The organism is Candidatus Termitispirillum reticulitermitis, from assembly GCF_054655775.1.
In genome coordinates, this window is sequence record NZ_BAAIHG010000020.1 from 1 (window position 1) to 21070 (window position 21070).

At 44.1% G+C, this 21070-nt stretch carries 20 protein-coding genes and 1 tRNA gene; 13 read left to right on the forward strand and 8 right to left on the reverse strand.

Annotation, left to right across the window (positions count from 1 at the left end):
- Positions 1-201: 201 nt before the first annotated feature.
- From rpmB to AC1MDJ_RS03540, 6 genes are all read left to right on the forward strand, one after another.
- Positions 202-393: a 50S ribosomal protein L28 gene (gene rpmB / locus AC1MDJ_RS03515; RefSeq protein WP_479689573.1), complete on the forward strand. Its 192-nt coding sequence runs from the start codon at positions 202-204 to the stop codon at positions 391-393.
- Between the two features lie 2 nt (positions 394-395).
- Positions 396-1298, forward strand: a complete 903-nt coding sequence (locus AC1MDJ_RS03520) for a DUF362 domain-containing protein (RefSeq protein WP_479689574.1) — start codon at positions 396-398, stop codon at positions 1296-1298.
- A gap of 4 nt (positions 1299-1302) precedes the next feature.
- Positions 1303-2916 carry a 4Fe-4S dicluster domain-containing protein gene (locus tag AC1MDJ_RS03525; protein WP_479689575.1) on the forward strand — a complete coding sequence of 538 codons (1614 nt, stop codon included), beginning with the start codon at positions 1303-1305 and terminating at the stop codon, positions 2914-2916.
- A 120-nt stretch (positions 2917-3036) separates the two neighbouring features.
- The gene (locus AC1MDJ_RS03530; RefSeq protein WP_479689576.1) at positions 3037-3801 is read left to right on the forward strand and encodes a ParA family protein; all 765 of its coding nucleotides are present in this window, start codon (positions 3037-3039) and stop codon (positions 3799-3801) included.
- Between the two features lie 2 nt (positions 3802-3803).
- Positions 3804-4418: a thioredoxin domain-containing protein gene (locus tag AC1MDJ_RS03535; protein ID WP_479689577.1), complete on the forward strand. Its 615-nt coding sequence runs from the start codon at positions 3804-3806 to the stop codon at positions 4416-4418.
- A 149-nt stretch (positions 4419-4567) separates the two neighbouring features.
- A complete protein-coding gene (locus AC1MDJ_RS03540; protein ID WP_479689592.1) occupies positions 4568-5926 on the forward strand; it encodes a B12-binding domain-containing radical SAM protein in 1359 nt (452 codons plus the stop codon).
- 8 nt (positions 5927-5934) lie between these two features.
- Here AC1MDJ_RS03540 and AC1MDJ_RS03545 read toward each other — a convergent pair whose 3' ends face one another.
- From AC1MDJ_RS03545 to AC1MDJ_RS03560, 4 genes are all read right to left on the reverse strand, one after another.
- Complete coding sequence (locus AC1MDJ_RS03545) at positions 5935-7266, reverse strand: B12-binding domain-containing radical SAM protein (RefSeq protein ID WP_479689578.1); 1332 nt, start codon at positions 7264-7266, stop codon at positions 5935-5937.
- A 284-nt stretch (positions 7267-7550) separates the two neighbouring features.
- Positions 7551-9380, reverse strand: a complete 1830-nt coding sequence (gene mnmG, locus AC1MDJ_RS03550) for a tRNA uridine-5-carboxymethylaminomethyl(34) synthesis enzyme MnmG (RefSeq protein WP_479689579.1) — start codon at positions 9378-9380, stop codon at positions 7551-7553.
- Positions 9373-10128, reverse strand: a complete 756-nt coding sequence (cobJ, locus tag AC1MDJ_RS03555; protein ID WP_479689580.1) for a precorrin-3B C(17)-methyltransferase — start codon at positions 10126-10128, stop codon at positions 9373-9375. The genes mnmG and cobJ overlap by 8 nt, the downstream gene beginning before the upstream one ends.
- On the reverse strand, positions 10112-10879 hold the full coding sequence (locus tag AC1MDJ_RS03560; protein WP_479689581.1) for a cobalamin biosynthesis protein: 768 nt from the start codon (positions 10877-10879) through the stop codon (positions 10112-10114). The genes cobJ and AC1MDJ_RS03560 overlap by 17 nt, the downstream gene beginning before the upstream one ends.
- A gap of 283 nt (positions 10880-11162) precedes the next feature.
- Here AC1MDJ_RS03560 and AC1MDJ_RS03565 point away from each other — a divergent pair, with 283 nt between their 5' ends.
- The 4 genes from AC1MDJ_RS03565 (at position 11163) to AC1MDJ_RS03580 (ending at position 16301) form a co-directional block, all read left to right on the forward strand.
- The gene (locus AC1MDJ_RS03565) at positions 11163-12482 is read left to right on the forward strand and encodes an ATP-binding protein (RefSeq protein WP_479689582.1); all 1320 of its coding nucleotides are present in this window, start codon (positions 11163-11165) and stop codon (positions 12480-12482) included.
- Positions 12483-12780: 298 nt separating this feature from the next.
- Entirely contained in the window at positions 12781-13764 is a 984-nt protein-coding gene (gene rhuM, locus AC1MDJ_RS03570; RefSeq protein WP_479689583.1) for a RhuM family protein, read from the forward strand.
- A 222-nt stretch (positions 13765-13986) separates the two neighbouring features.
- Complete coding sequence (locus AC1MDJ_RS03575) at positions 13987-16071, forward strand: hypothetical protein (protein WP_479689584.1); 2085 nt, start codon at positions 13987-13989, stop codon at positions 16069-16071.
- A gap of 74 nt (positions 16072-16145) precedes the next feature.
- Positions 16146-16301, forward strand: coding sequence for a hypothetical protein (locus AC1MDJ_RS03580; RefSeq protein ID WP_479689585.1), 156 nt, complete (start codon positions 16146-16148; stop codon positions 16299-16301).
- Between the two features lie 5 nt (positions 16302-16306).
- On the opposite strand, the gene AC1MDJ_RS03585 is transcribed toward AC1MDJ_RS03580, so the two are convergent.
- From AC1MDJ_RS03585 to AC1MDJ_RS03600, 4 genes are all read right to left on the reverse strand, one after another.
- A complete protein-coding gene (locus AC1MDJ_RS03585) occupies positions 16307-16735 on the reverse strand; it encodes a ribonuclease HI family protein (RefSeq protein WP_479689586.1) in 429 nt (142 codons plus the stop codon).
- 9 nt (positions 16736-16744) lie between these two features.
- The gene (locus tag AC1MDJ_RS03590; protein WP_479689587.1) at positions 16745-17476 is read right to left on the reverse strand and encodes a zinc ribbon domain-containing protein; all 732 of its coding nucleotides are present in this window, start codon (positions 17474-17476) and stop codon (positions 16745-16747) included.
- An 11-nt stretch (positions 17477-17487) separates the two neighbouring features.
- The gene (locus AC1MDJ_RS03595) at positions 17488-18600 is read right to left on the reverse strand and encodes a Nif3-like dinuclear metal center hexameric protein (RefSeq protein WP_479689588.1); all 1113 of its coding nucleotides are present in this window, start codon (positions 18598-18600) and stop codon (positions 17488-17490) included.
- Between the two features lie 35 nt (positions 18601-18635).
- Positions 18636-18709: transfer RNA gene (locus AC1MDJ_RS03600), tRNA-Ile, on the reverse strand.
- A gap of 138 nt (positions 18710-18847) precedes the next feature.
- On the opposite strand from AC1MDJ_RS03600, the gene AC1MDJ_RS03605 reads away from it, so the two are divergent.
- From AC1MDJ_RS03605 to AC1MDJ_RS03615, 3 genes are all read left to right on the forward strand, one after another.
- The gene (locus tag AC1MDJ_RS03605; protein ID WP_479689589.1) at positions 18848-19393 is read left to right on the forward strand and encodes a tetratricopeptide repeat protein; all 546 of its coding nucleotides are present in this window, start codon (positions 18848-18850) and stop codon (positions 19391-19393) included.
- Positions 19394-19411: 18 nt separating this feature from the next.
- Positions 19412-20545, forward strand: coding sequence for an HDOD domain-containing protein (locus AC1MDJ_RS03610; protein ID WP_479689590.1), 1134 nt, complete (start codon positions 19412-19414; stop codon positions 20543-20545).
- On the forward strand, positions 20542-21070 hold a 529-nt coding region (locus tag AC1MDJ_RS03615; RefSeq protein ID WP_479689591.1), incomplete at its 3' end, for a hypothetical protein. The genes AC1MDJ_RS03610 and AC1MDJ_RS03615, both read left to right, overlap by 4 nt.

Below are 21070 nucleotides of genomic sequence, written 5' to 3' on the forward strand. Positions count from 1 at the left end.
AGCTACTTCGTCATACGATAACTTGCCACTGAGCACATCCTCTACCCCTTTAATCTTGCCATAACTTCCCACAATACATACCCCTAATAAAAAATATATGAGGGGCATTTTAACTTGTGCAATTACAAAGAAATAAATCCTATTGCTATATTTTTGATAATGGGTTAGAGTAGTAGTCCATAATATTTAGGAGAATAGCAGATGTCTAGACGTTGCGAAGTATGTGGCAAAGGTCCCATGTCGGGCAATAAGGTGAGCCATGCTCACAATGTGTCTAAACGGGTGTTCCTGCCGAACCTGCAGCACGTCCGCGCTATAGGCGAGGGCGGGGCTATTGAGCACAAGCGCGTATGCGCTAAGTGCCTGAAAGCTGGAAAAGTAAAGAAGGCTTAAATATGAAACGCAGAGAGTTCCTCAAGTCATCTCTTTCGCTCGGTGTGGCTCTGTCGCTTGGCAGGGCTGAGGTTGCCTTGTCCGCAGATGTCCCCGATTTAGTGGTGGTAAAAGGTGAGCCTGTTCGGGCGACTGAGAGGGCTATTGACGCACTAGGCGGTATCGGAAGGTTTGTGAAACCCGGACAAAGTGTCGTTATCAAGCCTAATATGAGCTTTGCTTCTGGCATAGACGTTGCAGCTAACACTAATCCTGATGTTGTAGCGACTGTTGTGCGCCTGTGCAAGGCGGCTGGAGCGAAGAAAATCTCTGTCCTAGACCATACGCTGGCGGCGGCTGAGTCATGCTTAGAGCTTTCTGGCATTCGTGCCGCTTGCAATAAAGTTGTTTCTAACTGCGTTCACGCTGTAGGAGATAAACGTTTTTATAGCGAAGTCAAGATTAAAGGTGCGCAGTCGCTCAAAACTACAAGCGTTATGCGTGAGGTTTTAGAGGCTGATGTCCTAATTGCCGTGCCAAAAGCAAAGTCGCACGGAGGTGCTGGCGTGTCCTGCACTATGAAAGGGAATCTCGGACTTATTTACGATAGGGGCGTATTCCATTTCTCTAGTTTGCACACCTGTGTAGCCGACCTGTACTCGTTGCTAGTGCCGGCATTTTCAGTGGTTGATGCCACTAAGGTGATGACTACTAATGGTCCTGGGGGACCGGGCAAGGTGATAGACTACGGCGAAATAGTGGCATCTATAGATGGCGTTGCGGCAGATGCGTATATTGCTAGTAGCTACGAATGGTTCGGCAGACGCGTAAAACCTGAAAACGTTGGTTATCTGAAAGAGGCGGCGGCGCGCGGACTTGGCAGAATAGATATAGATGCTATGCGCATATCAAGGTTGAACGTGTAAAGTTATGATGTGTCGCATATCTGGGCGACGCGTAGCACAAGGGGTGTCGCTCTTTCTGTTCGTGTCGTTGCTCGTATTCACTAGTAGTCAGTTGTCTAATGATATTATTGATAAATGGGCATCGTTTTATATGCTCGTTGACCCGCTGAGACTGCCAATAATATTTATTGCACTGCGAGAAATTTCACTGCATATCATTTTATTCATTATAGTGGCTCTTTTAATCATCCGTTTCGGCAGATTCTTTTGTGCCAAAATCTGCCCGATGGGTATAACGATTGATATAATAGATAATTTTGCAAATGTTGATAACAAGTCGCTTAACACCGCTGTAAAGTATATTGCACTGCTTGCAATAGCTGTGTGTGCACTAGTTGCGGGCGTCAACCTATCGTTCCATCTAATGCCGATGAGTATTGCTACCAGACTATACGCATTAGTTCTATATCCATTTACAACGCTTATAGCATCTGGCGGACTAGAAGTCGCACAGAATTTAGGGTTACTTGACTATGCCACATTTGGCGTCAGACGCTATGCTACTGTGCTATATATAGTTGTTTTATTTACTGCGTTGGCAGTGCTAGCTAGGCACTATAAGCGGTTCTGGTGTCGCTACCTGTGCCCTGCGGGTGCTATGTTTGGGTTATTCTCGGCACTAGGCAGGTATAGGCGGGCGGTGAATGTTGTTCAGTGTATAAAATGCGGTAAATGTGAACGTGTATGCCCTATGTGTGCCATTGATAAGATATATAGCTACGACCACAAGGAGTGCATAGCTTGTAAAGATTGTGAGCGGAGCTGTCCTGTGGGAGCAATCAGTTTCGGTTGGCGTGGCAAGAGAGAGAGCGGTAGCGGAACATTTAACACTGTCCCTATTACGCGCCGCAGGTTGCTAGGCGGTGCATTTGCAGGTATAGGGGTTGGACTATTCAGCTTAACTGAATTGAAATCGTTAATCTACCTGCCGAGGGAGCATAGCGATGTTATAGATGCGGCACTTATCCGACCGCCGGGTGCACTGCCTGAGGCGGAGTTTTTAGCGCGTTGCGTGCGTTGTGGCGAATGTATGGTTGCTTGTCCTACCAATGGATTACAGCCATTAGCGTTGCAGTCGGGCACTGCGGCTTTGTTTTCGCCTGTGTTGGTGCCAGCTATAGGCAATTGTTCTAACACTTGCAACAAATGTGGACATGTTTGCCCGACCAGTGCTATCAGGGAACTATCACTAGAAGAGAAACGGCACGCGAAAATCGGCGTTGCGCGGATATTAAAGGAACGTTGCCTTGCATGGGAGGAGGGGAAATCCTGTGTTGTATGCCAAGAGGTCTGTCCCTATAATGCCATAAAGCTAGACAGAGTTGCGGGTGCAGTTGCATCGGTGCCTGTGATAGAAGAGAATCGCTGTTTCGGTTGCGGAGCATGTGAAAATGCCTGTCCTCAAGCACTTGCTGCTGTGATAGTAGAGCCTACTGGGGCGATACGCATATCAGAAGGGAGCTATGTAGAAAAGTCGCTCTCACTTGGACTGAGCCTTAAAGTGAATGAAAAAACAAATATTATAGAATATCAACAAGAAGATTCTAACGGCAAGTTACCGCCGGGGTTTGTGGAATAAAGCTAGTGGCTGAACTGACAGAAAGCTAGATATAAAGTGGTAGACACTTAAACTACATATTGACTAGGGTTACAATTTGCCTATTGCGTTACGATGTATAAGGTGCTATAAATATCCCTCATGGCGAAGATAATCGCATTGGCGAACCAGAAAGGTGGTGTCGGCAAGACCACCACCGCGATAAACCTCAGCGAAGCACTAGTCCAAAAGGGCAAGCGTGTATTGCTTGTTGATATTGACCCGCAGGCTAACAGCACTAGTGGCGTTGGCGTGAGCCTTGCCAAAGATGCACCTAGCATATATGAGGTGTTGAGTGGCACGGTGCCAGCAGAGCGTGCCATACTCAAAGCTGCAGCTGGCATTGATGTGTTGCCTACCCGCATAGACCTCGCTGCTGCAGAGGTTGAACTTGTTTCGGAGGAAGGCAGAGAACAACGTCTAAAAAGGTGCCTGCAACACGTGCGTGATAATTATGATTTTATATTGATAGACTGTCAACCCTCATTAGGGCTACTTACTGTGAACGCTCTTACGGCAGCGGACAGCGTCTTAATACCGTTGCAATGTGAATACTACGCTATGGAGGGGCTGGGGCAGTTGCTGAAGACCATTAGGCGTATACGTGAGAATCTGAACCCCTCATTAGGGCTGGAGGGTATATTGCTTACAATGTATGATGCCCGCAACAACCTATCGGACGAAGTTAAAGAGCAGGTGGAAGCGAATTTTCAGAAAGAGGCGTTCAAGACTGTTATCCCGCGCAATGTGCGCTTGAGCGAGGCGCCAAGTTATGGCACTCCCATAAATATGTATGATAAAAGCTCAGTCGGTGCGGCGAAGTATAACGAACTGGCTGACGAGCTATTAGCAAGGAACGGATTATAAATGTGCGCATTCTATCGTTAATTTTAGTATCGGTTTTATTTGCGTTCAACGCCAGCGCGGCTGATTTCGCTGAGGGTGTCCACTATAGTGTGCTAAAAACACCGCTAAAATATGATGATGGTCGCAAGCAACAGATATTTACAGAGGTGTATTCCGTCTATTGCGGGTTCTGTTTCCAATATGAACGTTCCGTTATCCCCAAGCTAAAACAATCATTGCCTAAAAACGTTATCTTTGAGGAACGTCATATCAGGCAGTTAGGGCAGTTCGGGGAGGAGGCAAACGATATATTATCGGTTTTGTGGGACGTTCCCAGCTATCAGCGGGTGAAGTCAGCCTATTTTAGTGCAATATTTGTAGATAAGAAACGATTCAGCAGGGACGAGTTTATAAACTTTGGGTTAAAGACTGCTAGTCTTACCCACAAGCAGTTTAATGAACGGCTTGACAATCCGCGGACAAGGGCAACGCGGGCGCGTTGGGACGAGGCATATCCAATAGCTAAAGAATACGGAACACCAGTGTTTGTGGTGAACGGCAGATACGTGGTGCTGACGGACAGCATAAAATCTCAACAGGAATATAACGAGCTGATTAAATATCTGTTGAAAAAGTAATTTTTCACTTGCTATACGATTAAGTTTTGTATAGAATACTCCCTTAATTATTATGAGGTTAGTATGAAATATGATAAAGCCAGCAAAAATCTGCCCCCCCCCCGCAAAGTGCAACAGGCAGTGATAGTAGCAATTATTGTATAGCTCTTATTCGCCCGAACTATAAGGGTAGCGACCTAGCCCCGTGTCTCTCGCTTGGTTATCTATCTGGGTATCTTAAAGCTAATAAACATAAAGCACTTATAATAGATGCTAAACTGGATGAGCTGTCTAATAGCGATATATTAGCGATATTAAAGAGAGAACATATATCAGTAGCAGGTATTACCTGCTTGAGTGCAGTTGCCAGTGAAACAGCTATCCTTTCGCAATACTTAAAGGTGGCAGGTATCAAAGTTATAATAGGCGGCGTTCATCCAACCTTTATGCCGTATCAGATGCTTGTTTCTAGCGGTGCAGATTATGTTGTGTGCGGAGAGGGGGAGATTGCCCTGCTTAAACTTGCAGAAAATAATTTTGATAGCAAGTTGCCTGATGGAACGTTGATTAAAGGAGTCTATTCCCTAAATGAATTGGAAGATGAAAATGCTCCAGTTATTAGGGCAGATATAGTTGAAAACCTTGATGATATACCATATCCAGATTGGGAGCAACTGCATCCAGCGCATAGTGCTTGGACACCGCCTTGGTTTATAGCAAAACAGGTGCCCGTAGTAGGCATTATGTCATCTCGTGGCTGTCCATACTCATGTAAATTTTGCTCCAGCCCTAATTTTTACAATAGGCGAACACGTATGCGCTCCCCAGAGAATGTATTGGGTGAAATGCGCTTGCTGAAAGAAAAATACGGAATCCGTGAGATAAAGTTCTTAGACGAAAATATGACATCTGACACAAGGTATGTGAACGACCTGTGCAATGCTATTATTAAATCTAACTTAAATTTGCCACTATTCACACAAGCTAGGGCAGACAGGCTTGACGATAAACTCGTGAAAACTATGAAACGGGCAGGATTTTACAATATAGGTATAGGTATTGAATCAGCATCCCCAGTAATGTTAAAAAATATGAACAAGCGTGAAGATATAGATACCATTAAAAATGCTATTAAGGTAATTTCTGATAATGGTATATTAGTAGCAGGTTTCTTCGTGCTTGGAATGCCCGGTGAAACTAAGCAAACTATCAAAGAAACTATGGACTTCATAATGAGTGAGCCACTTGATTTAATCAATGTTTCAATACTAGCTGTTCTGCCCGGTTCAGATTACTGGAGCGAGCTAGAAGGGCAATACGTTCGTGCACTTGATTCTAGTTATTGGAGTCAAGCTACGTATGTGCCAGACGGCTTGACAGCTAAATATTTAGTTGATGCCGAGAGGCAAGCAACTCGTAAGTTTTATTTAAGACCAAGAATAATATTTAAGATGTTAAAATATATCAAACTCAGACATGTCCGACATATCTTTGCGCGACTACGCTCTATGCGTCTATTTGGCAGTTAGAGTCTATACTATTTGTCGAAGAAGTGCACATAGCGCATTCTTGTCAAGAAGTGGCTGATATATCGGAATTTAATGTATTTCATTAGCTTAAATATTATTTTTGGTCTTAGGTAAAACTTTCGCAATGCTTGTTTTTCAGCATAAACTATTTCTTCTGTAGTCAAGCCGTCTGGCACGTAATTGACTTCGCTGAAATATGCTTGGCTGAATATATTTGTATATTGCCCCTTGAGTTCGTCCCAATATTCGGAGCCAGGAAGAACGGTTAGTATTGTAACAGAGACTAAATCAAGTGGCTCATTCATCATGAAGTCCATAGTTTCTTTGATAGTTTGCTTAGTTTCACCGGGCATTCCGAATATGAAGAAACCCGTTATTAAAATACCGTTGTCGTGGAGTATTTTTATAGCAGTTTTTATAGCGTCAATATCTTCTCGCTTGTCCATATTTTTTAGCATCGTAGGAGATGCTGACTCAATCCCAATAGCAAAATTGTAGAACCCCGCCCGTTTCATAGTTTTCACTAGTTTATCGTCAAGCCTGTCTGCCCTAGCCTGTGTGAACAGCGACAGATTTAAGTCAGAGTCAATAATTGCCTCACATAAGCTGTCAATATAGTCTCTATCAACCGTGATATTGTCATCGGCAAACCTTATTTCACGAATTCCATAATGTTCTTTTAATAGGCGCATTTCGCCTAATACATTTTCTGGCGAGCGCATGCGCACCCGTCTGCCATAAAAGTTAGCACTGGAACAAAATTTACATGAGTATGGACAACCACGAGATGACATAATGCCCGCAACTGGTGCATTTTTTGTCGTCCACCATAGGGGAACGTATGCACTGTGCGTTGGCTGCAACTGCTCCCAGTCTGGATATGGTATGTCATCAAGGTTTTCAACTACGTCCGCCCTAATAGCTGGAGCATCTTCGTCCTTTAGCTCATTTAATGAATAAACACCTTTAATTAGTGAGCCGTCAAGCAAAATGTTGCTGAAGTTATTTTCCAGAAGTTTAAGTAAAGCAATTTCTCCCTCGCCACATACCACATAGTCCGCTCCGCTTGCGGTAAGTGTCTGATATGGCATAAATGTTGGGTGAACACCGCCTATTACGACCTTGATTTCTGAGGATTTCAGATGTTTAGATAGGGCTGCTACTTCGTTGGCATAGTTGCTCAGACAGGTAATACCTGATAGAACAATATTCTCTCTCTTCAGTATCGCTAAAACATCATCATTAGACAGATTATCACGTAGGGCATCTATTATCAGTACATTATGTCCGTTAGCTTTAAGGTATCCAGACAGATAGCCCAGTGAAAGGGCAGGAGCCATCCCGCTGTTCTCATACTTTGGGCGAATAAGGGCTATACAATAATTGCAACTATCACTGCCTGTTGCACTTTGCGGGGGGGGGGGGTAAATTTTTGCTGACTTTATCATATTTCATACTAACCTCATAATATATAAGAACATTTGATTATACACAGAAAATTAATTACTGCAAGACAATTTTTGTTCACGACGGCAAGCAAATCCTAGCAAACTGTCCCACCTGCCTAGCCCCACCAATAACAAGCGGCATCCTGTTCGGACTATTTTTTCAAGGGGTAAAGATGTTAGCCTCGTTTTAGATTGTCAATATATATATGTATCAGTGAGACTGCCGCTGGGGTCACGCAGGGGATGCGCCCTGCTTGACTGAGTGTCTCAGGGCGAATTTTTGATAGTTTTTCTAGCTGCTCTTTCCTCAACCCTGCTATTTTGGCATAGTCTAAATCGTCTGGTATGCGAACACGCTCATTGCCAGCCTGTTTAGCTATGTCGTGTGCCTGCCGATGTATGTATCCTTCATATTTCAGCATAATCTCTACTTCGCCTGTCGCTCTGTCAGATAGCGGCTCACTAGGTGAACCCGCTAGGGCGACAACTCCCTTATAGTCCATATCTTCGTGTTTCAAGAGAGCATCAGCTTTAATGCTCTTTCCGTCATATTCAAGGGTTCGTGCTTTCAATCGTTCAATCTCTGTTAGGACACTATCCCGCTCAGCGGTGAAACGTGCAAGCCGCGAATCGCTAATTAAACCTAACCTATATCCGCGTTCCAGTAGCCGATATTCTGCATTATCTTCACGCAATAGCAACCTATGCTCCCCGCGTGATGAGAACATTCTATACGGCTCATCAGCCCCTTTCGTCACAAGGTCGTCTATTAGCACGCCAATGTAGCTTTCTTCACGCCCGATAATAAAAGGTTCTTTATTATCTAGGGAGAGCACAGCATTCACCCCTGCTACAAAGCCCTGCACAGCTGCCTCCTCGTAGCCACTTGTGCCGTTGATTTGCCCTGCACAGAACAAGCCTGCAACTTTCTTGGCTTCTAGCGTATGGCGTAGCTCGGTTGGGTCTATGCAATCATATTCTACGCAATAGCCGGGGCGGACGATAAGTGCCCGTTCAAGCCCTGCAACGGAGCGAATCATATTCTCCTGCGTATCATAAGGCAAGCTTGTGCTAAACCCATTCAGATACACTTCGCTAGAATCAAGTCCCTCTTGCTCTAAAATAATCTGATGACGTTCTCTGTCCTTGAATCTATTGATTTTATCCTCAATAGATGGGCAGTAGCGCGGTCCCAGTGTGCTGATTACCCCATTAAATCTATTAGAACGCGTCATACCCTCACGGATAATCTCATGCGTGTGTGCATTAGTGTATGTCATATAACAGGGATGCTGTGGCAGAGCTACCTTTTCAGTCTCAAATGAAAATGGGCAGATAGGGTTGTCGCTCTCAACAAGCTCTAGTCCGTCAAAGTTAATGCTATCTTTGTGAACGCGTGCGCAGGTGCCGGTGCGGAAACGGCGCATCCTTAAACCTGCTCCTATCATACTATCAGTAATGCCGACACCCGCAAACTCGTTCATTCTGCCACCAGCATAGCTAGATGTGCCGATGTGTAGCAGTCCGCCGAGAAATGTGCCCGTTGCTATCAACACACGCGGAGCATAAAAATCAACCCCTATCTGCGTGCCAACACCTATTACCCTATTATTCTCAATATGAATAGCATTTACTAGCGTCTGAAAGACGCGCAAGCCTGATTGAGACAGGACTGTGTGAATCATTCTGCTACGATATTTTTGTTTGTCAGCCTGTGCCCTGCTAGACCAAACAGCCGCACCCTTCTTTCTGTTTAATATGCGGAACTGAATGCCTGTATTATCAATGCAATGCGCCATTTCACCGCCCAGTGCATCAAGGTCTTTTACTAGGTTGCCCTTAGCAAGCCCGCCCACAGCAGGGTTGCAGCTCATCTGCCCGATGTTGTCAATATTGCCTGTCAGCATTAGCGTGCGCGCACCCATACGCGCTGTTGCAAGTGCCGCCTCTATCCCCGCATGCCCTGCGCCAATCACTATTAGGTCAAATCTATTTTCGCTATTCATTTACCTTATATCCGCGCGGCGTTACCATCTTGCCGTCTATTAGCCTAGTGCGAGTGTTGCCGACTATGATGAGCGTCAGCATATCCACAAAGCCCAGAGCAAAGTCGTCTATGGTTGCTATATATAGCTCTTCCCTGTCTCTAAATGCATTGCGGACGGCACCTATTACTAGATTGCCACGCTCACGGAACTTCTTTAACGTGTAAGGTAGCTGCTCTTTCCTAGTGAGTGAGGCGGGGTTGTATAAGGCGCAGACGAAATCACCTACGTTCACAGCGTCTATGCGTTTCTCAATAACATTCCACGGGGTGAGCTGGTCAGACAGCGACAACAGCACAACGTCCTCGCTTATTGGTGCGCCTAGTCTAGCCGATGCTGCCATAGCAGCGGTTACAGAAGGCGCAACGGTAATCTCCACCCCATTGCCAGTGGCTAGTTTGTGGGTAGCGGCTAGCTCGTAGGCAAGGGATGCCATACCATATATAGATGGGTCGCCCCCGCAGACTATACAGGCACGTCTGCCAGCTACTGCTTGTTTAACTGCGTATTCCACACGTTCAATCTCATGGCGCATCCCTGTCTGGAATATCTCCTGTTTCTCATTTAGATATGGTTTTGCTTCATCTATGTAGCGTTTATAGCCTGCCACTACATCAGCGGAGCTGAGCAGATTAGTCGCAAGTGGCGACATTAGCTCGTGAAAGCCCAGTCCTACGACTGCAAGTGTTCCATTAGAGTTCTTTTGCATATTCAATACCTACTATATCTTTCGCAATGGCGACTGTCACGCTCTCATATTTATGTAACGGCAATACTAGAGGCGTATTTAGAGCATTATGCGCTGCAATAGCAGCTGACGGTTCAGCCACCGCCGATATATCAAAATGTTTTGCCGCCGCTGTCGGCTGGAAGCCAGTAGCGCAAGCATCGTATAGAAACTTCGGCAGAAAACGCAATTGTATGTTTAGTTGTTTTGCGGTCTCTATTATGCCGTGCTCATCTTGTTTCACCCATGCTGATGCTATTAGACGCAGGTCGCTCGTTTTAATGCCTGCATCAGCGCAGGCAGACGTGATAGCCTGAATGACTGCATCAGTTGAGACACCTTTTCTGGCACCAACGCCTGCCACGTATAGCTTATCTGCCTCAGTCGCAGTGGTTATTACTGGTGTAGCTCCTGTGATATTTGACACAATAAAGGCAAGCTCGTTTGCCCCGCCCTCGTGTCCCGATACTGAACTGATGACAAAGCGTGCAGCGTCGTCTAGCACGACCACTGCAGGGTCGCTATATTTAGACTTCAAATGCGGTGCTACTGCACGGGCGGCGATGCCATGCGCCATAATAAAGATAAGTGCCTTACTTTTGCCAAATAAACGTGCGGTAATATCAGACAGGCTCTCAAAGCTATTATCCCCACTAGAACAATATTTAGCCAGTATGTATGCATGGGCGTTAAGCTTGTTGGTGTTTAGCCTAGCAGCCAAAAGGCGCGCCAAACGCGCACCGTTCTCGGACACAGAAAAAATAGCAATATTGCTCATAGCAGAGACTAATTCTAACTGACAAGTGCGTGATTGTCAAATGCCCTGTTTCAGTCGCCCTTGACAAATTTATTTAATGCGGCAGTGTCGCTGATACATATCTATATAAATAAGCTAAAGAGGAGTTAGCACTTTTACCCCTTGAAAAAATGTCAAACTATACACTTTTACCCCTTGAAAAAATGTTAGTTTTTGGTTATAATCTCGTAAATAAGGATTTATTAAGGGGGGTAGGTTAGTGGACAGATTAGCTATGTCGGAGCTTGTCAGCTGGAAAAATAGTCCGAACAGGATGCCACTTGTTATTGATGGGGCTAGGCAGGTTGGGAAGACGTGGCTTATGCGGGAGTTTGGAAAACTACACTACAAAAATACAGTTTATATAAACCTTGACGATGAGCGGAAACTTCACAAAATATTTGAACCTGACCTTAATCCACAGAGGTTAATTAAAGGCTTGGCGTTTGAGAAAGAACAAGAGATAACCCCTGCTGACACCCTCATCATCTTTGATGAAATACAGGAATGCAACAGGGCGTTGATGTCGTTGAAATATTTCTGTGAGAACGCTCCAGAATACCATATCGTTTCAGCTGGCAGTCTGCTAGGCGTGGCTATACACAAAGAGAGTTCATACCCTGTTGGGAAAGTTCAGACCATTAGCCTACATCCGCTAAACTTTGCCGAGTTTATGGATGCTATAGGCGAACCCCGCTATAAAAAGCTATTAGAAAATAAAGACTACAACCTATCATACACCATAGAGGAGCGGTTAATTGATGCACTTAAACACTATTACTTTGTCGGCGGTATGCCCAAAGCGGTGTTGGCGTTCGCAGAACGTAGCAACCTGAACGATGTTAGAAGGATACAAGAGGATATTTTAAGAAATTTTGAGTTAGATTTTTCAAAGCACATTGATGCTCCATCTATACCCAAAGTGGGATTGCTCTGGGAGTCCACACCGAACCAGCTTGCTAAAGAGAATAAGCAGTTTGTTTATAGAGATATGAAACAGGGTGCACGGGCAAGCCAGTATGAGTCAGCATTCTATTGGCTTGATAAAGTTGGGCTTATCCATAAAGTTCACAGGGTTGAAACTCCAAATTTGCCACTATCTGCATACAAAAAAGAGGCGTTTAAGGTGTATTTACTAGACGTAGGGCTATTGTCTGCAAAAGTGAAGCTCACAATAGACAATCTAAAGGGTGGTGGCACATCGGTGTTCAGCCACTTCAAGGGGGCATTGACGGAGCAGTATGTTTTACAGGAACTGAAAGCATCAGAACGAACGATAGATATATGTTATTGGACAAACGATAGAAGTAAGGGCATTGCAGAAGTAGATTTTTTGATTCAGCATAACGGCGAGATTATCCCCATAGAGGTTAAATCGTCTATAAACCTGAAAGCAAAAAGTTTAAGGGTGTATATGGACTATTATAGTCCCAGAGTTGCTATCAGAACATCACTTGGCAGATATGGATACCACGACAGCCTGTGTGACATACCGCTATACCTTATAGGACAGTTTGCAAAGATTTGCTTGCCGTCGTGAACAAAAATTGCCTTACAATAATTAAATTTCCGTGCATAATCAGTTGTTATAATTTATTATAAGGATTTGACAATTTCTTGCACTTCGTTATACTATCTCCACTTTGTTTTATAAGGAGAATGTGTAATGTCTGAACCCGCATAATCAATATTTAAGCAGGTTTAAGCCTCTAATATAGACAAGACCAGCTGGCTATTTTCAAAGCAGTAAGAGGAAAACTTGACAATATCCGAAACATCTCATATATTTGCGGTGTATAGGAGTTAATATGTATGCTGAAGTCTGGCTAGGATAGCGAATGATAAAGACAAATAGCAGTCGTGGCGAAATAATCCTCTATCAGACTGAGGATGGACTAGCGAAAATTGAAGTTGAACTGCAAGGGGAAACCGTTTGGCTCACGCAAGAGCAGATGGCAAGGTTGTTTCAACGCGACATCAGCGTGATTAGTCGGCATATACGTAACGTCTTCGGCGAAAGGGAGCTAGACAAAAAAAGCAATTTGCAAAAAATGCAACTTCCTAATTCTGATAAGCCAACTAACCTTTATTCGCTTGATGTGATTATCTCAGTAGGCTACCGCGTAAAATCTCTACGTGGCACACAGTTTCGCATCTGGGCGAATAGTATCCTAAAGGAATATATACAAAAAGGATTTGCAATGAACGATGCCCTCCTGAAAAATGAGGGTGGTGGCAACTATTTTAACGAACTGCTTGCCCGTATCCGTGATATTCGCACATCAGAAAAAGTCTTTTACCGCAAAGTTCTTGAAATATATGCAACCAGTATTGACTATGACCCAAGCGCAGAGTCGTCGCGGCTTTTTTTTCAGACTGTGCAAAACAAGATGCACTTTGCGGCGCATGGCAACACTGCTGCCGAACTGATTTACTATCGGTCAGATGGAGACAGTCCATTTTCAGGTATGACAGCTTGGCATGGAGACCGTCCAAAAGAAAGCGATGCAATCATTGCCAAAAATTACTTATCATCAGACGAAATAGATACACTCAACCGCATTGTAACGCTTTATTTGGAGTTTGCAGAATTGCAGGCTAAGGAACGCATACCGATGTACATGAAAGATTGGTTGGAACGCCTTGACGATTTCTTGCAAGTGTCGCGCAAGGGTTTGTTGAACCACGCAGGGAAAATCAGCCACGAAGTTGCTGAGAAAAAAGCATTGACCGAGTTTGCCAAATACAAAACGCTAACAGCAGGTGAGTTGTCAGCTGTGGAAAAACATTTTCTTGAAAGTATAGACGCAAAGCAAAAATAGTTAGAACATGTGGGCGAGAAAAGGATTTGACAATTTCTTGCACTTAGTTATACTATCTCCACTTTGTTTTATTAAGGAGAATGTATAATGTCTGAAAATGCAATAACAACAACTATCTTCACCCCCCCCCCCCCCCCCCCCCCGCATAATCAATATTTAAGCAGGTTTAAGCCCCTACTCTTTCTTTTAATATCAATAATTGCAATCATCTGCACATATTGTGTGCTATCAATACTATACGTAGGCTATGTTGGCGTTCCGTTAAAGTTTCAGAAGTATATAGAAATAAGTGGCTCACAGCTCTATAGCGGTATAGGTAGCGAATTTAGCATAGCTGGCGTGGATAAGGATATAATCAGGAGCAATATAGATAATGCTACTATAACATTTTCTCTAGGCGACAAAGCCTCAAAAGACTGGCGGCGTATTTCGCTAGTAGCAGAGAAAATAAACCCGTCTAACGGCGATGGCGGTGCGTATGTGCAGTATATCAACAAAGCAGGGCAGAGTGTTCAGCGCAGTTTTGAGCCATTGCGGGACGGCATAAACCCGACTAAAAAGCTACGGGATACGTCTATATCAAAGTTTAACCTGTGTTTTGCTTACAAAACTGGTTTTTCAGTTAAACTTGACTCTGCAATACTAAGTAAATATCCGGTATTGCCTAATACGTTTATAGTGCCAGCTATTGTGCTATCTATTGCGGTGTTAATAATTGTGTGGCTCTGTTTTTACAAGGGGCTATACAGGTGGTTTATAGGGCATAACTGGGCACTGCTTGCTGTCATTGTGCTGGCGCAGTTCACTGTGTTCTACTACTATGTTGGAGAGAAAAAAGACCTCTTGTTTGACGAAGTGACGGACTACTACGAGGCTAATGGCGGTGATAGGATACCATTCATATATGATGAAGTTGCGGGTATAGAATGGCACTCTTCACAGGGGCTTTTTCAAGATATAACAGCTCAGCAGGATGAAGGTTTGTCGCACTTCAACAAGTTGAGAACTAGGCGCGCTATCCATTCCCCAATACATAGTATACAGTTGCATCTTGTTTCACTACTTTCACCTAACCAGTTTAGTATGTGGATTGGTTATGGTGTGAATATCGTCTGGTTTATAGCTTTATCAGCTATTTTATATGCACTATCTAAACGTATTTTGCCAAACAAATTAGCTCTCTTGCCACCTGTGTTATATGGGTTTGGCTGGTCTGCCATAGCGATGATGGTATATATTCGTTCATACGTAACAGCCACATTCTTTTACACTCTACTGGCTTATCTAGCACTTGATATTTTAGAAAAGTCTAAACTGACAAAAAGGTTTTATCTGACACTAGCGATAACGGCTTTCTTTGGCGTTGATGCACACAACTACTTTGCTTTTTGGTTTATAGGTTTTTCTATTATACCGATTGCCTATTTACTACACGGCAGACGTTTTGTAGAGGTTGCAAAATGTGCAGTCTCATTAGTATTAAGTGGAGTATTCTACTACGTATTCAATCCTAGCGTTCTTGGGGCACTTAATGACGGTAGCAAAGTTGTGAACAATGTTAGCGGTATGGTTGCGCTCTTTATTGAGTGGCTTCAAGCCTTGAATGGCAGATTGTTCAATGGCACGTTGTTATGGCTAGCCTTGTTAATTGTCGTGCTGTTGATTGTGGCTATGGTTAAATCTAGAATTCTTGTAGTATGGTCTAGTAAGAGCTTATTATGTGCATCTATTGCGCTGGCAATATTCCTATATCTGCTTACCATTTCTAGATGGACTAACGTAGTTCCTATGCATTCCAAGTTTTTCCATATATGGGACTTTGTGCCAAGTTTAGTCCTACTACTGGTTGTTAGCTTAAAATATGCACTTGATAGATTGTTGGGTAATGTCAATATTGCTCAAAAGTTGCTTGTAGCACTTGTTTTAGTATTTGCTTTAATAAATAATAGGAGCAACTCATCATACTACTACAGCAAGACTAACTATAATAATATTGCTACTAGCTACCGTGATATACCTGCTATATTGATTAGCAATGTTCCTTATGGTGTTGGTGAGTTGGAGTATAAAATGCTGAACCTGCGCGAAACGACTGTGATTCTTGAAAATATGGATATGTTAGGAAAGGCACTATCACATCTGCCAAACGACAAGCAGGTAATCATATATGCACGTTATAGCGGTTTTGACGAGGAAGACATAGGCAAAGACATAGATAGAGAAGCTATATTCAGCTATATGAAACAACACGGCTGGACTGAGCGTGTGCCATATATAGACAAGACTAGTTGGCTATTTTCAAAGTAGTAAGAGGAAAACTTGACAATATCAGAAACATCTCATATACTCGTAGTATATAGGGGTTAAATGGGGTTATTAGATTGCCCGCTAGATATAAAGACGTTGCAAGTGCATTTGTGCATGTGGTTGTGCCCGCACGTGGCAAGCCTGCTGAACGCAAGAGTGACCACTTTCCTAAACTGAATATTGATATGTCTGATTTCATCTTTAATAGGCAAGAACTAAATGAACGGTAGAGCGTTTATTGACACAAACATCTTTGTGTAGTAGCCGCTTGCTCGCTCATATCTGCGCCGTCGTTGGCTCGCTTGTCAGCCAGTTTATTTTGTTCGCGAGGGATGTGTGTACACGTTGCATTCAGTGAAGCTACCAAGTTGACAGCCTCCTGATACAGCGGCACTAAGTGCGTAGCCTTGACCTTATATATGCCCGCAATTTGCTTCACTACAAGCTCAGAGTCCATTAGAAACTCCACCTCATCAGCTGGCAGCGTCTTGACATACTTCGCCGCCTCAATCAGAGCGGTGTATTCAGCTACATTGTTGGTGGTTTGCCCCAGCGGTAGCCCATCGCTATGCAATAGCTCGCCTGCCGCATCAAAAACGGCAAACCCTGCCCCAGAGGGACCAGGATTGCCGCGCGATGCACCATCGCAATAGACTTTATACATACACGATAACTATACCGCTACGGTCTCGTCATGTAGAAAACGCTGGCAATATGGGCATTCTATCAGCTCTTTGCCTCGTTTTATGTCAGTTGCTAGCTCAGGCGGCAGTTTCAAATAGCAACCAGTACAGAACCCGTCCACTACCTTTGACACAGCTAAATTGTTGCGGCTATTTAACGTCTTGTCATACTTGGCAACAAGCCGTTCATATTTTTTATTCTTACTTTTGAGAGCGACTACAAAGTTGTCACGCTCTGCTTTGAGCATTTCAATCTCATCAAATAAACCTTTATTGTCAACCTCGCGCTGAGCTTTCTCTTTCTCGTAAGCCTCTTTCGTATCAGTCGCCTCTTTAGCGTGTGAGGTCATGTACTCCTCAAGCCGTTCTACCTGCCCCCTAGAGAAACGTAGCTTCTCTTCAACGCTTACGATTGCCATACGCTTTTCTCGTATCTCGGCATCAACCTCTTCCAGCCGCTCAATAGGCACAGCCACTTTCTTTTTGTTAGCCTCCTCTACGTCTTTATTATACTCTACCAGTGCTGTTTCAAGCTGCAAGATACTTGCTCGTTCCAGTTCTAGCGACTTGGTATTGTTGGCTAGCTCAGCAGCCGCAACATCCATAGCTAACTTATGCCCTTTCAGCATTTCAGGTATCTTATCAAGCTCCCTAGCAACGCTCGCAATCTTTGTGTCAATTGCCTGAAGCTTTACTAAATTTTCAATAGTGCCGTCTAACATCTACGCCTCCATTATATATGAATGATTGATGCGGTTTCATCAGCGCAAAACGCTTTCACATTAAACCGCGCCATTAGTTCCCTTGCCAAATACTCCATAAACACACGTTCCGTAGCATAATGCCCTGCATCTATAATGCACACACCTGCCTGCCTAGCATCCAGTGCATCGTGGTGTTTTAAGTCTCCAGTGATTAAGATATTCACACCCTTTTCTACGCAAGACCTCCACAAACTCGCACCGCTACCAGTTATCACAGCAAACTTAGACACGTCACCGCTATAGTCAGCTATATTACAGCCGACATTGTCAAGTTTTAGGGCATCTTTTAGCCGCTCCACTAGTTCACCAAATGGCACAGATTTGTTAAATCTGCCAATGCGTCCGAAACCATAGCTTATAGGGCTATCTATCCTAATAAAGTTGAACGCTGGTTCCTCATAAGGGTGCGTTTCCTTTATAGCAGATATAACTGCACTTTTCAAGCGGTAGGGTAATATTGCTGATACACAGCTCTCCGCCACCTGTTCAGCCCTGCCGACTGCCCCGATATATGGGTTTGCGCCATCAAGCGGAGTGAACGTCCCCACCCCCTCATTGCTAAATGCACAACGTCTATAATTGCCGATAGCCCCACAGCCAGCACTAGCTAGGGCATCTATAATAGCCTCTTTTTTATCGGTCGGCACAAATACTTCAACCTTTAGATATTCGGCGTCTAGCTCGTGCGCCAACATTCCTACGTCCTCTGCTGATAATAATTTTAAGATATAGTTGCTTGTGCCAGTCGCTGCCATATCAAGATTAGTATGGTATGAGAATATATTCAACCCCGCTTTGATAGCCTCTACAACGAGCTTATCGCGAATGCTGTTGACGTTCAAGCCTTTGCTGGCGGTAAAGAATAGCGGGTGGTGCGTGATTAAGAGGTTGCATTTAGCAGCTATTGCCTGTTTGACGACATCAGCGGTGGGGTCTAGTGCTAGGCAGATATTATGAACTTCGCTATTGCCAAGATAGAGTTGTCTACCCGAAAAATCCCAACTGGATTGCACTCTAATATCTGAAAGCTCGCTTTCAAAATATGTTGCAAGAACGTCAAGACTGGGAACAGCGTTAGGCATAAAGAAAGACCTCTCGTTAAACATATAATGAAATGTGGGCCAACTAGGACTTGAACCTAGGACCTACCGGTTATGAGCCGGTGGCTCTAACCAACTGAGCTATTGGCCCCCATCAAAGTGCAGGGAGGGCTATTATAGGCAAGAAAAAAACGTCTGTCAAGCCTGACAAGCGAAAAAAATAAAAATTATTTATGCATTATGGGGTAGTAGTTGCAATGCATTAACAAATGCTATACACTACGATGATATGGATAACGTAGAAAAAGGTATTGATAGCTATATTTCAGGCGATGTGAACAACGCCATTAGGTTGTTGCAAGACTGCATTAAGGCGGACAAGCCTTCTGCGCAAGCGTATTACTATCTAGGGTTGTCATATAACGATATAGGCAGATACGCTGATGCTGGTGGCTATTTTGCCAAAGCTGTAGAGCTTGAACCTGACAGAGCACTATACCATTACCAGCTCGGACAAATTTACAACGATATGATGTTGTTTGAAAAGGCAATCCCCCACCTGCTAGAAGCTGTCAAGCGCAACCCCGACCACATTCGCGCACGTATAATACTAGCTAGCATATATTTCAAGAATGGCGAGCTTGACAAGGCAGAGCGTGAGTTTAAGCAGGTTACAACGATTAGCCCTGACTATGCTATGGGTTTTTATGAGCTGGGCAACTGCCTCTACTACAAGGGCGACTTGGTTGGGGCTAAGGGGGCGTTTAACAAGGCTATATTGCTTGACGGGCGCATTGAGGCTATGATACGTGATAAGCTTGGCAAGATAGGATAAGAGCGAGGAGTGTTGAGTATGTTGCAAATACTATATTTTGGTTCTAAAGTAACAGGGCTTTCCATACAGGTGGAGTTGCGTGGTTATGCCCAGCTGGTATCAAGCGGAAAGGTGAATCTGTGTGTTTGTGAGGTAGCGACAGTTGCTGACATCGCTAATATACCGACTGGTAGCAATGTTAATATACCTATACTGCTATATCTGAACACTAATGAGAAAACTATAATAGAAAAATTGCGCGGAATGCGCGTGCATGGCGTTTTCTACCCACCGATTAACGGCGATGCTATGAAGAAGAAGATAGACCAGCTGTTAAACCTAGATGTGCCCATAGCCACTGGCGGGGCTAATGACTTTGAACGTTTGAAAATAAAGATACTGGCTAAGACTGAGAACGTTCCTATGCTGCCTGTTATCGTCAATAAGATAATAGCTATGAGCAAAGACAAGAATGTGCCTATGTCTGCCGTAACAGAGCAGGTAAAGATGGACCAGGGCATATCTAGCAAGGTTGTGCGAATGGTGAATTCCCCGTTTTTTATGTTGCGTGAGCACGTATCTAGTATTGATAAGGCTATTGTCCTAGTGGGTGGCGAGGCTGTTAAGAATATTGCGCTGGCTACTGCCACTAATTCTTACTATAATAAACCTTTCAAGATGTATGATACCACTGGCACCGCGCTATGGGCACATGCATATATGGTTGCCGTGCTCTGTGAAATGCTTGCTAGGGAGGCTGGGGCTGACCCCGATATGTATTTCTTGGCGGGCTTGTTCCATGATATAGGCAAGATAGTGTTGGTAGAGTTTCTAGTGCAAATAGTGCATGATGCTCAGGAAGAACGTGCCCAAATAAAGCTAGACCATGCCGAGGTAGCGGGGATGATAGCAGAACGCTGGCAGTTGGCAGGTGAGCTAGTGCAGGCACTCAAGATGCACCACGACCCGCAAGATAACGTTATTGCCAAGACGGTATTTTGGGCGGATAGGCTTGCACATTTCTCTAAGAAACGCAACGATGCTGATTTTGAGGCGCAGTTCACCGACCTGATGGAGAAACTTGTTAAAGGTAGCGGGCTTGTCATCAAGAATGTTGCTGGCTTGGCTGAAAAGATTAAAGAGTTGTTGAAAGCTGGAGATATAATTACATGAAACATTCGCTCCTTAGTACCCTGTTTTCTAGCAATATGAATGGCTTTATGTCATCTCTGGGAGAGCTTTTGCATTCAAAAGGTTTTCCTCATTGGACTATATGGAAGGTCAGCAACGGCAGTCTATGTGAACCTTTGCTATCTACTGATGGCATTAGCACTGGTATGTATGACATCTACGATTTAGGCTACGATGGCACCGACTATATAACATCGCAGGTGACTATCACGCACCTATCGGAGCAGTGCATCATAAGTTCGGGAGTGTTCTGTAAAGGTAGTGCGTCATATAACTTGGCTGTTACATTACACCAGCCGTCCACAGAGGTGCAGTTTGTATGGCTGAAGTCTATTGCGATATTTTTAGGGATACACGCCGACCAGCTAGAATCCGACAACCGTAGGCTGGAGATGTTTATAGACTATCAGAAAAAGATAGACTTTATAAAGGGTAGCGGGCGGATACTGAAATCGTTCACTACAAATGAAGTAATTATGGCATCGCTAGATATGTTCACCGAATCAT

What these genes read in the sequence shown, in the direction of transcription:
- rpmB (WP_479689573.1), top strand. Translation starts at nt 202, where the DNA reads ATGTCTAGACGTTGCGAAGTATGTGGCAAAGGTCCCATGTCGGGCAAT.
- AC1MDJ_RS03605 (WP_479689589.1), top strand. Translation starts at nt 18,848, where the DNA reads ATGGATAACGTAGAAAAAGGTATTGATAGCTATATTTCAGGCGATGTG.
- AC1MDJ_RS03610 (WP_479689590.1), top strand. Translation starts at nt 19,412, where the DNA reads ATGTTGCAAATACTATATTTTGGTTCTAAAGTAACAGGGCTTTCCATA.
- AC1MDJ_RS03590 (WP_479689587.1), bottom strand. Translation starts at nt 17,476, where the DNA reads ATGTTAGACGGCACTATTGAAAATTTAGTAAAGCTTCAGGCAATTGAC.
- AC1MDJ_RS03525 (WP_479689575.1), top strand. Translation starts at nt 1,303, where the DNA reads ATGATGTGTCGCATATCTGGGCGACGCGTAGCACAAGGGGTGTCGCTC.
- cobJ (WP_479689580.1), bottom strand. Translation starts at nt 10,128, where the DNA reads ATGCAAAAGAACTCTAATGGAACACTTGCAGTCGTAGGACTGGGCTTT.
- AC1MDJ_RS03520 (WP_479689574.1), top strand. Translation starts at nt 396, where the DNA reads ATGAAACGCAGAGAGTTCCTCAAGTCATCTCTTTCGCTCGGTGTGGCT.
- AC1MDJ_RS03595 (WP_479689588.1), bottom strand. Translation starts at nt 18,600, where the DNA reads ATGCCTAACGCTGTTCCCAGTCTTGACGTTCTTGCAACATATTTTGAA.
- rhuM (WP_479689583.1), top strand. Translation starts at nt 12,781, where the DNA reads ATGATAAAGACAAATAGCAGTCGTGGCGAAATAATCCTCTATCAGACT.
- AC1MDJ_RS03530 (WP_479689576.1), top strand. Translation starts at nt 3,037, where the DNA reads ATGGCGAAGATAATCGCATTGGCGAACCAGAAAGGTGGTGTCGGCAAG.
- mnmG (WP_479689579.1), bottom strand. Translation starts at nt 9,380, where the DNA reads ATGAATAGCGAAAATAGATTTGACCTAATAGTGATTGGCGCAGGGCAT.
- AC1MDJ_RS03585 (WP_479689586.1), bottom strand. Translation starts at nt 16,735, where the DNA reads ATGTATAAAGTCTATTGCGATGGTGCATCGCGCGGCAATCCTGGTCCC.
- AC1MDJ_RS03545 (WP_479689578.1), bottom strand. Translation starts at nt 7,266, where the DNA reads ATGGCTCCTGCCCTTTCACTGGGCTATCTGTCTGGATACCTTAAAGCT.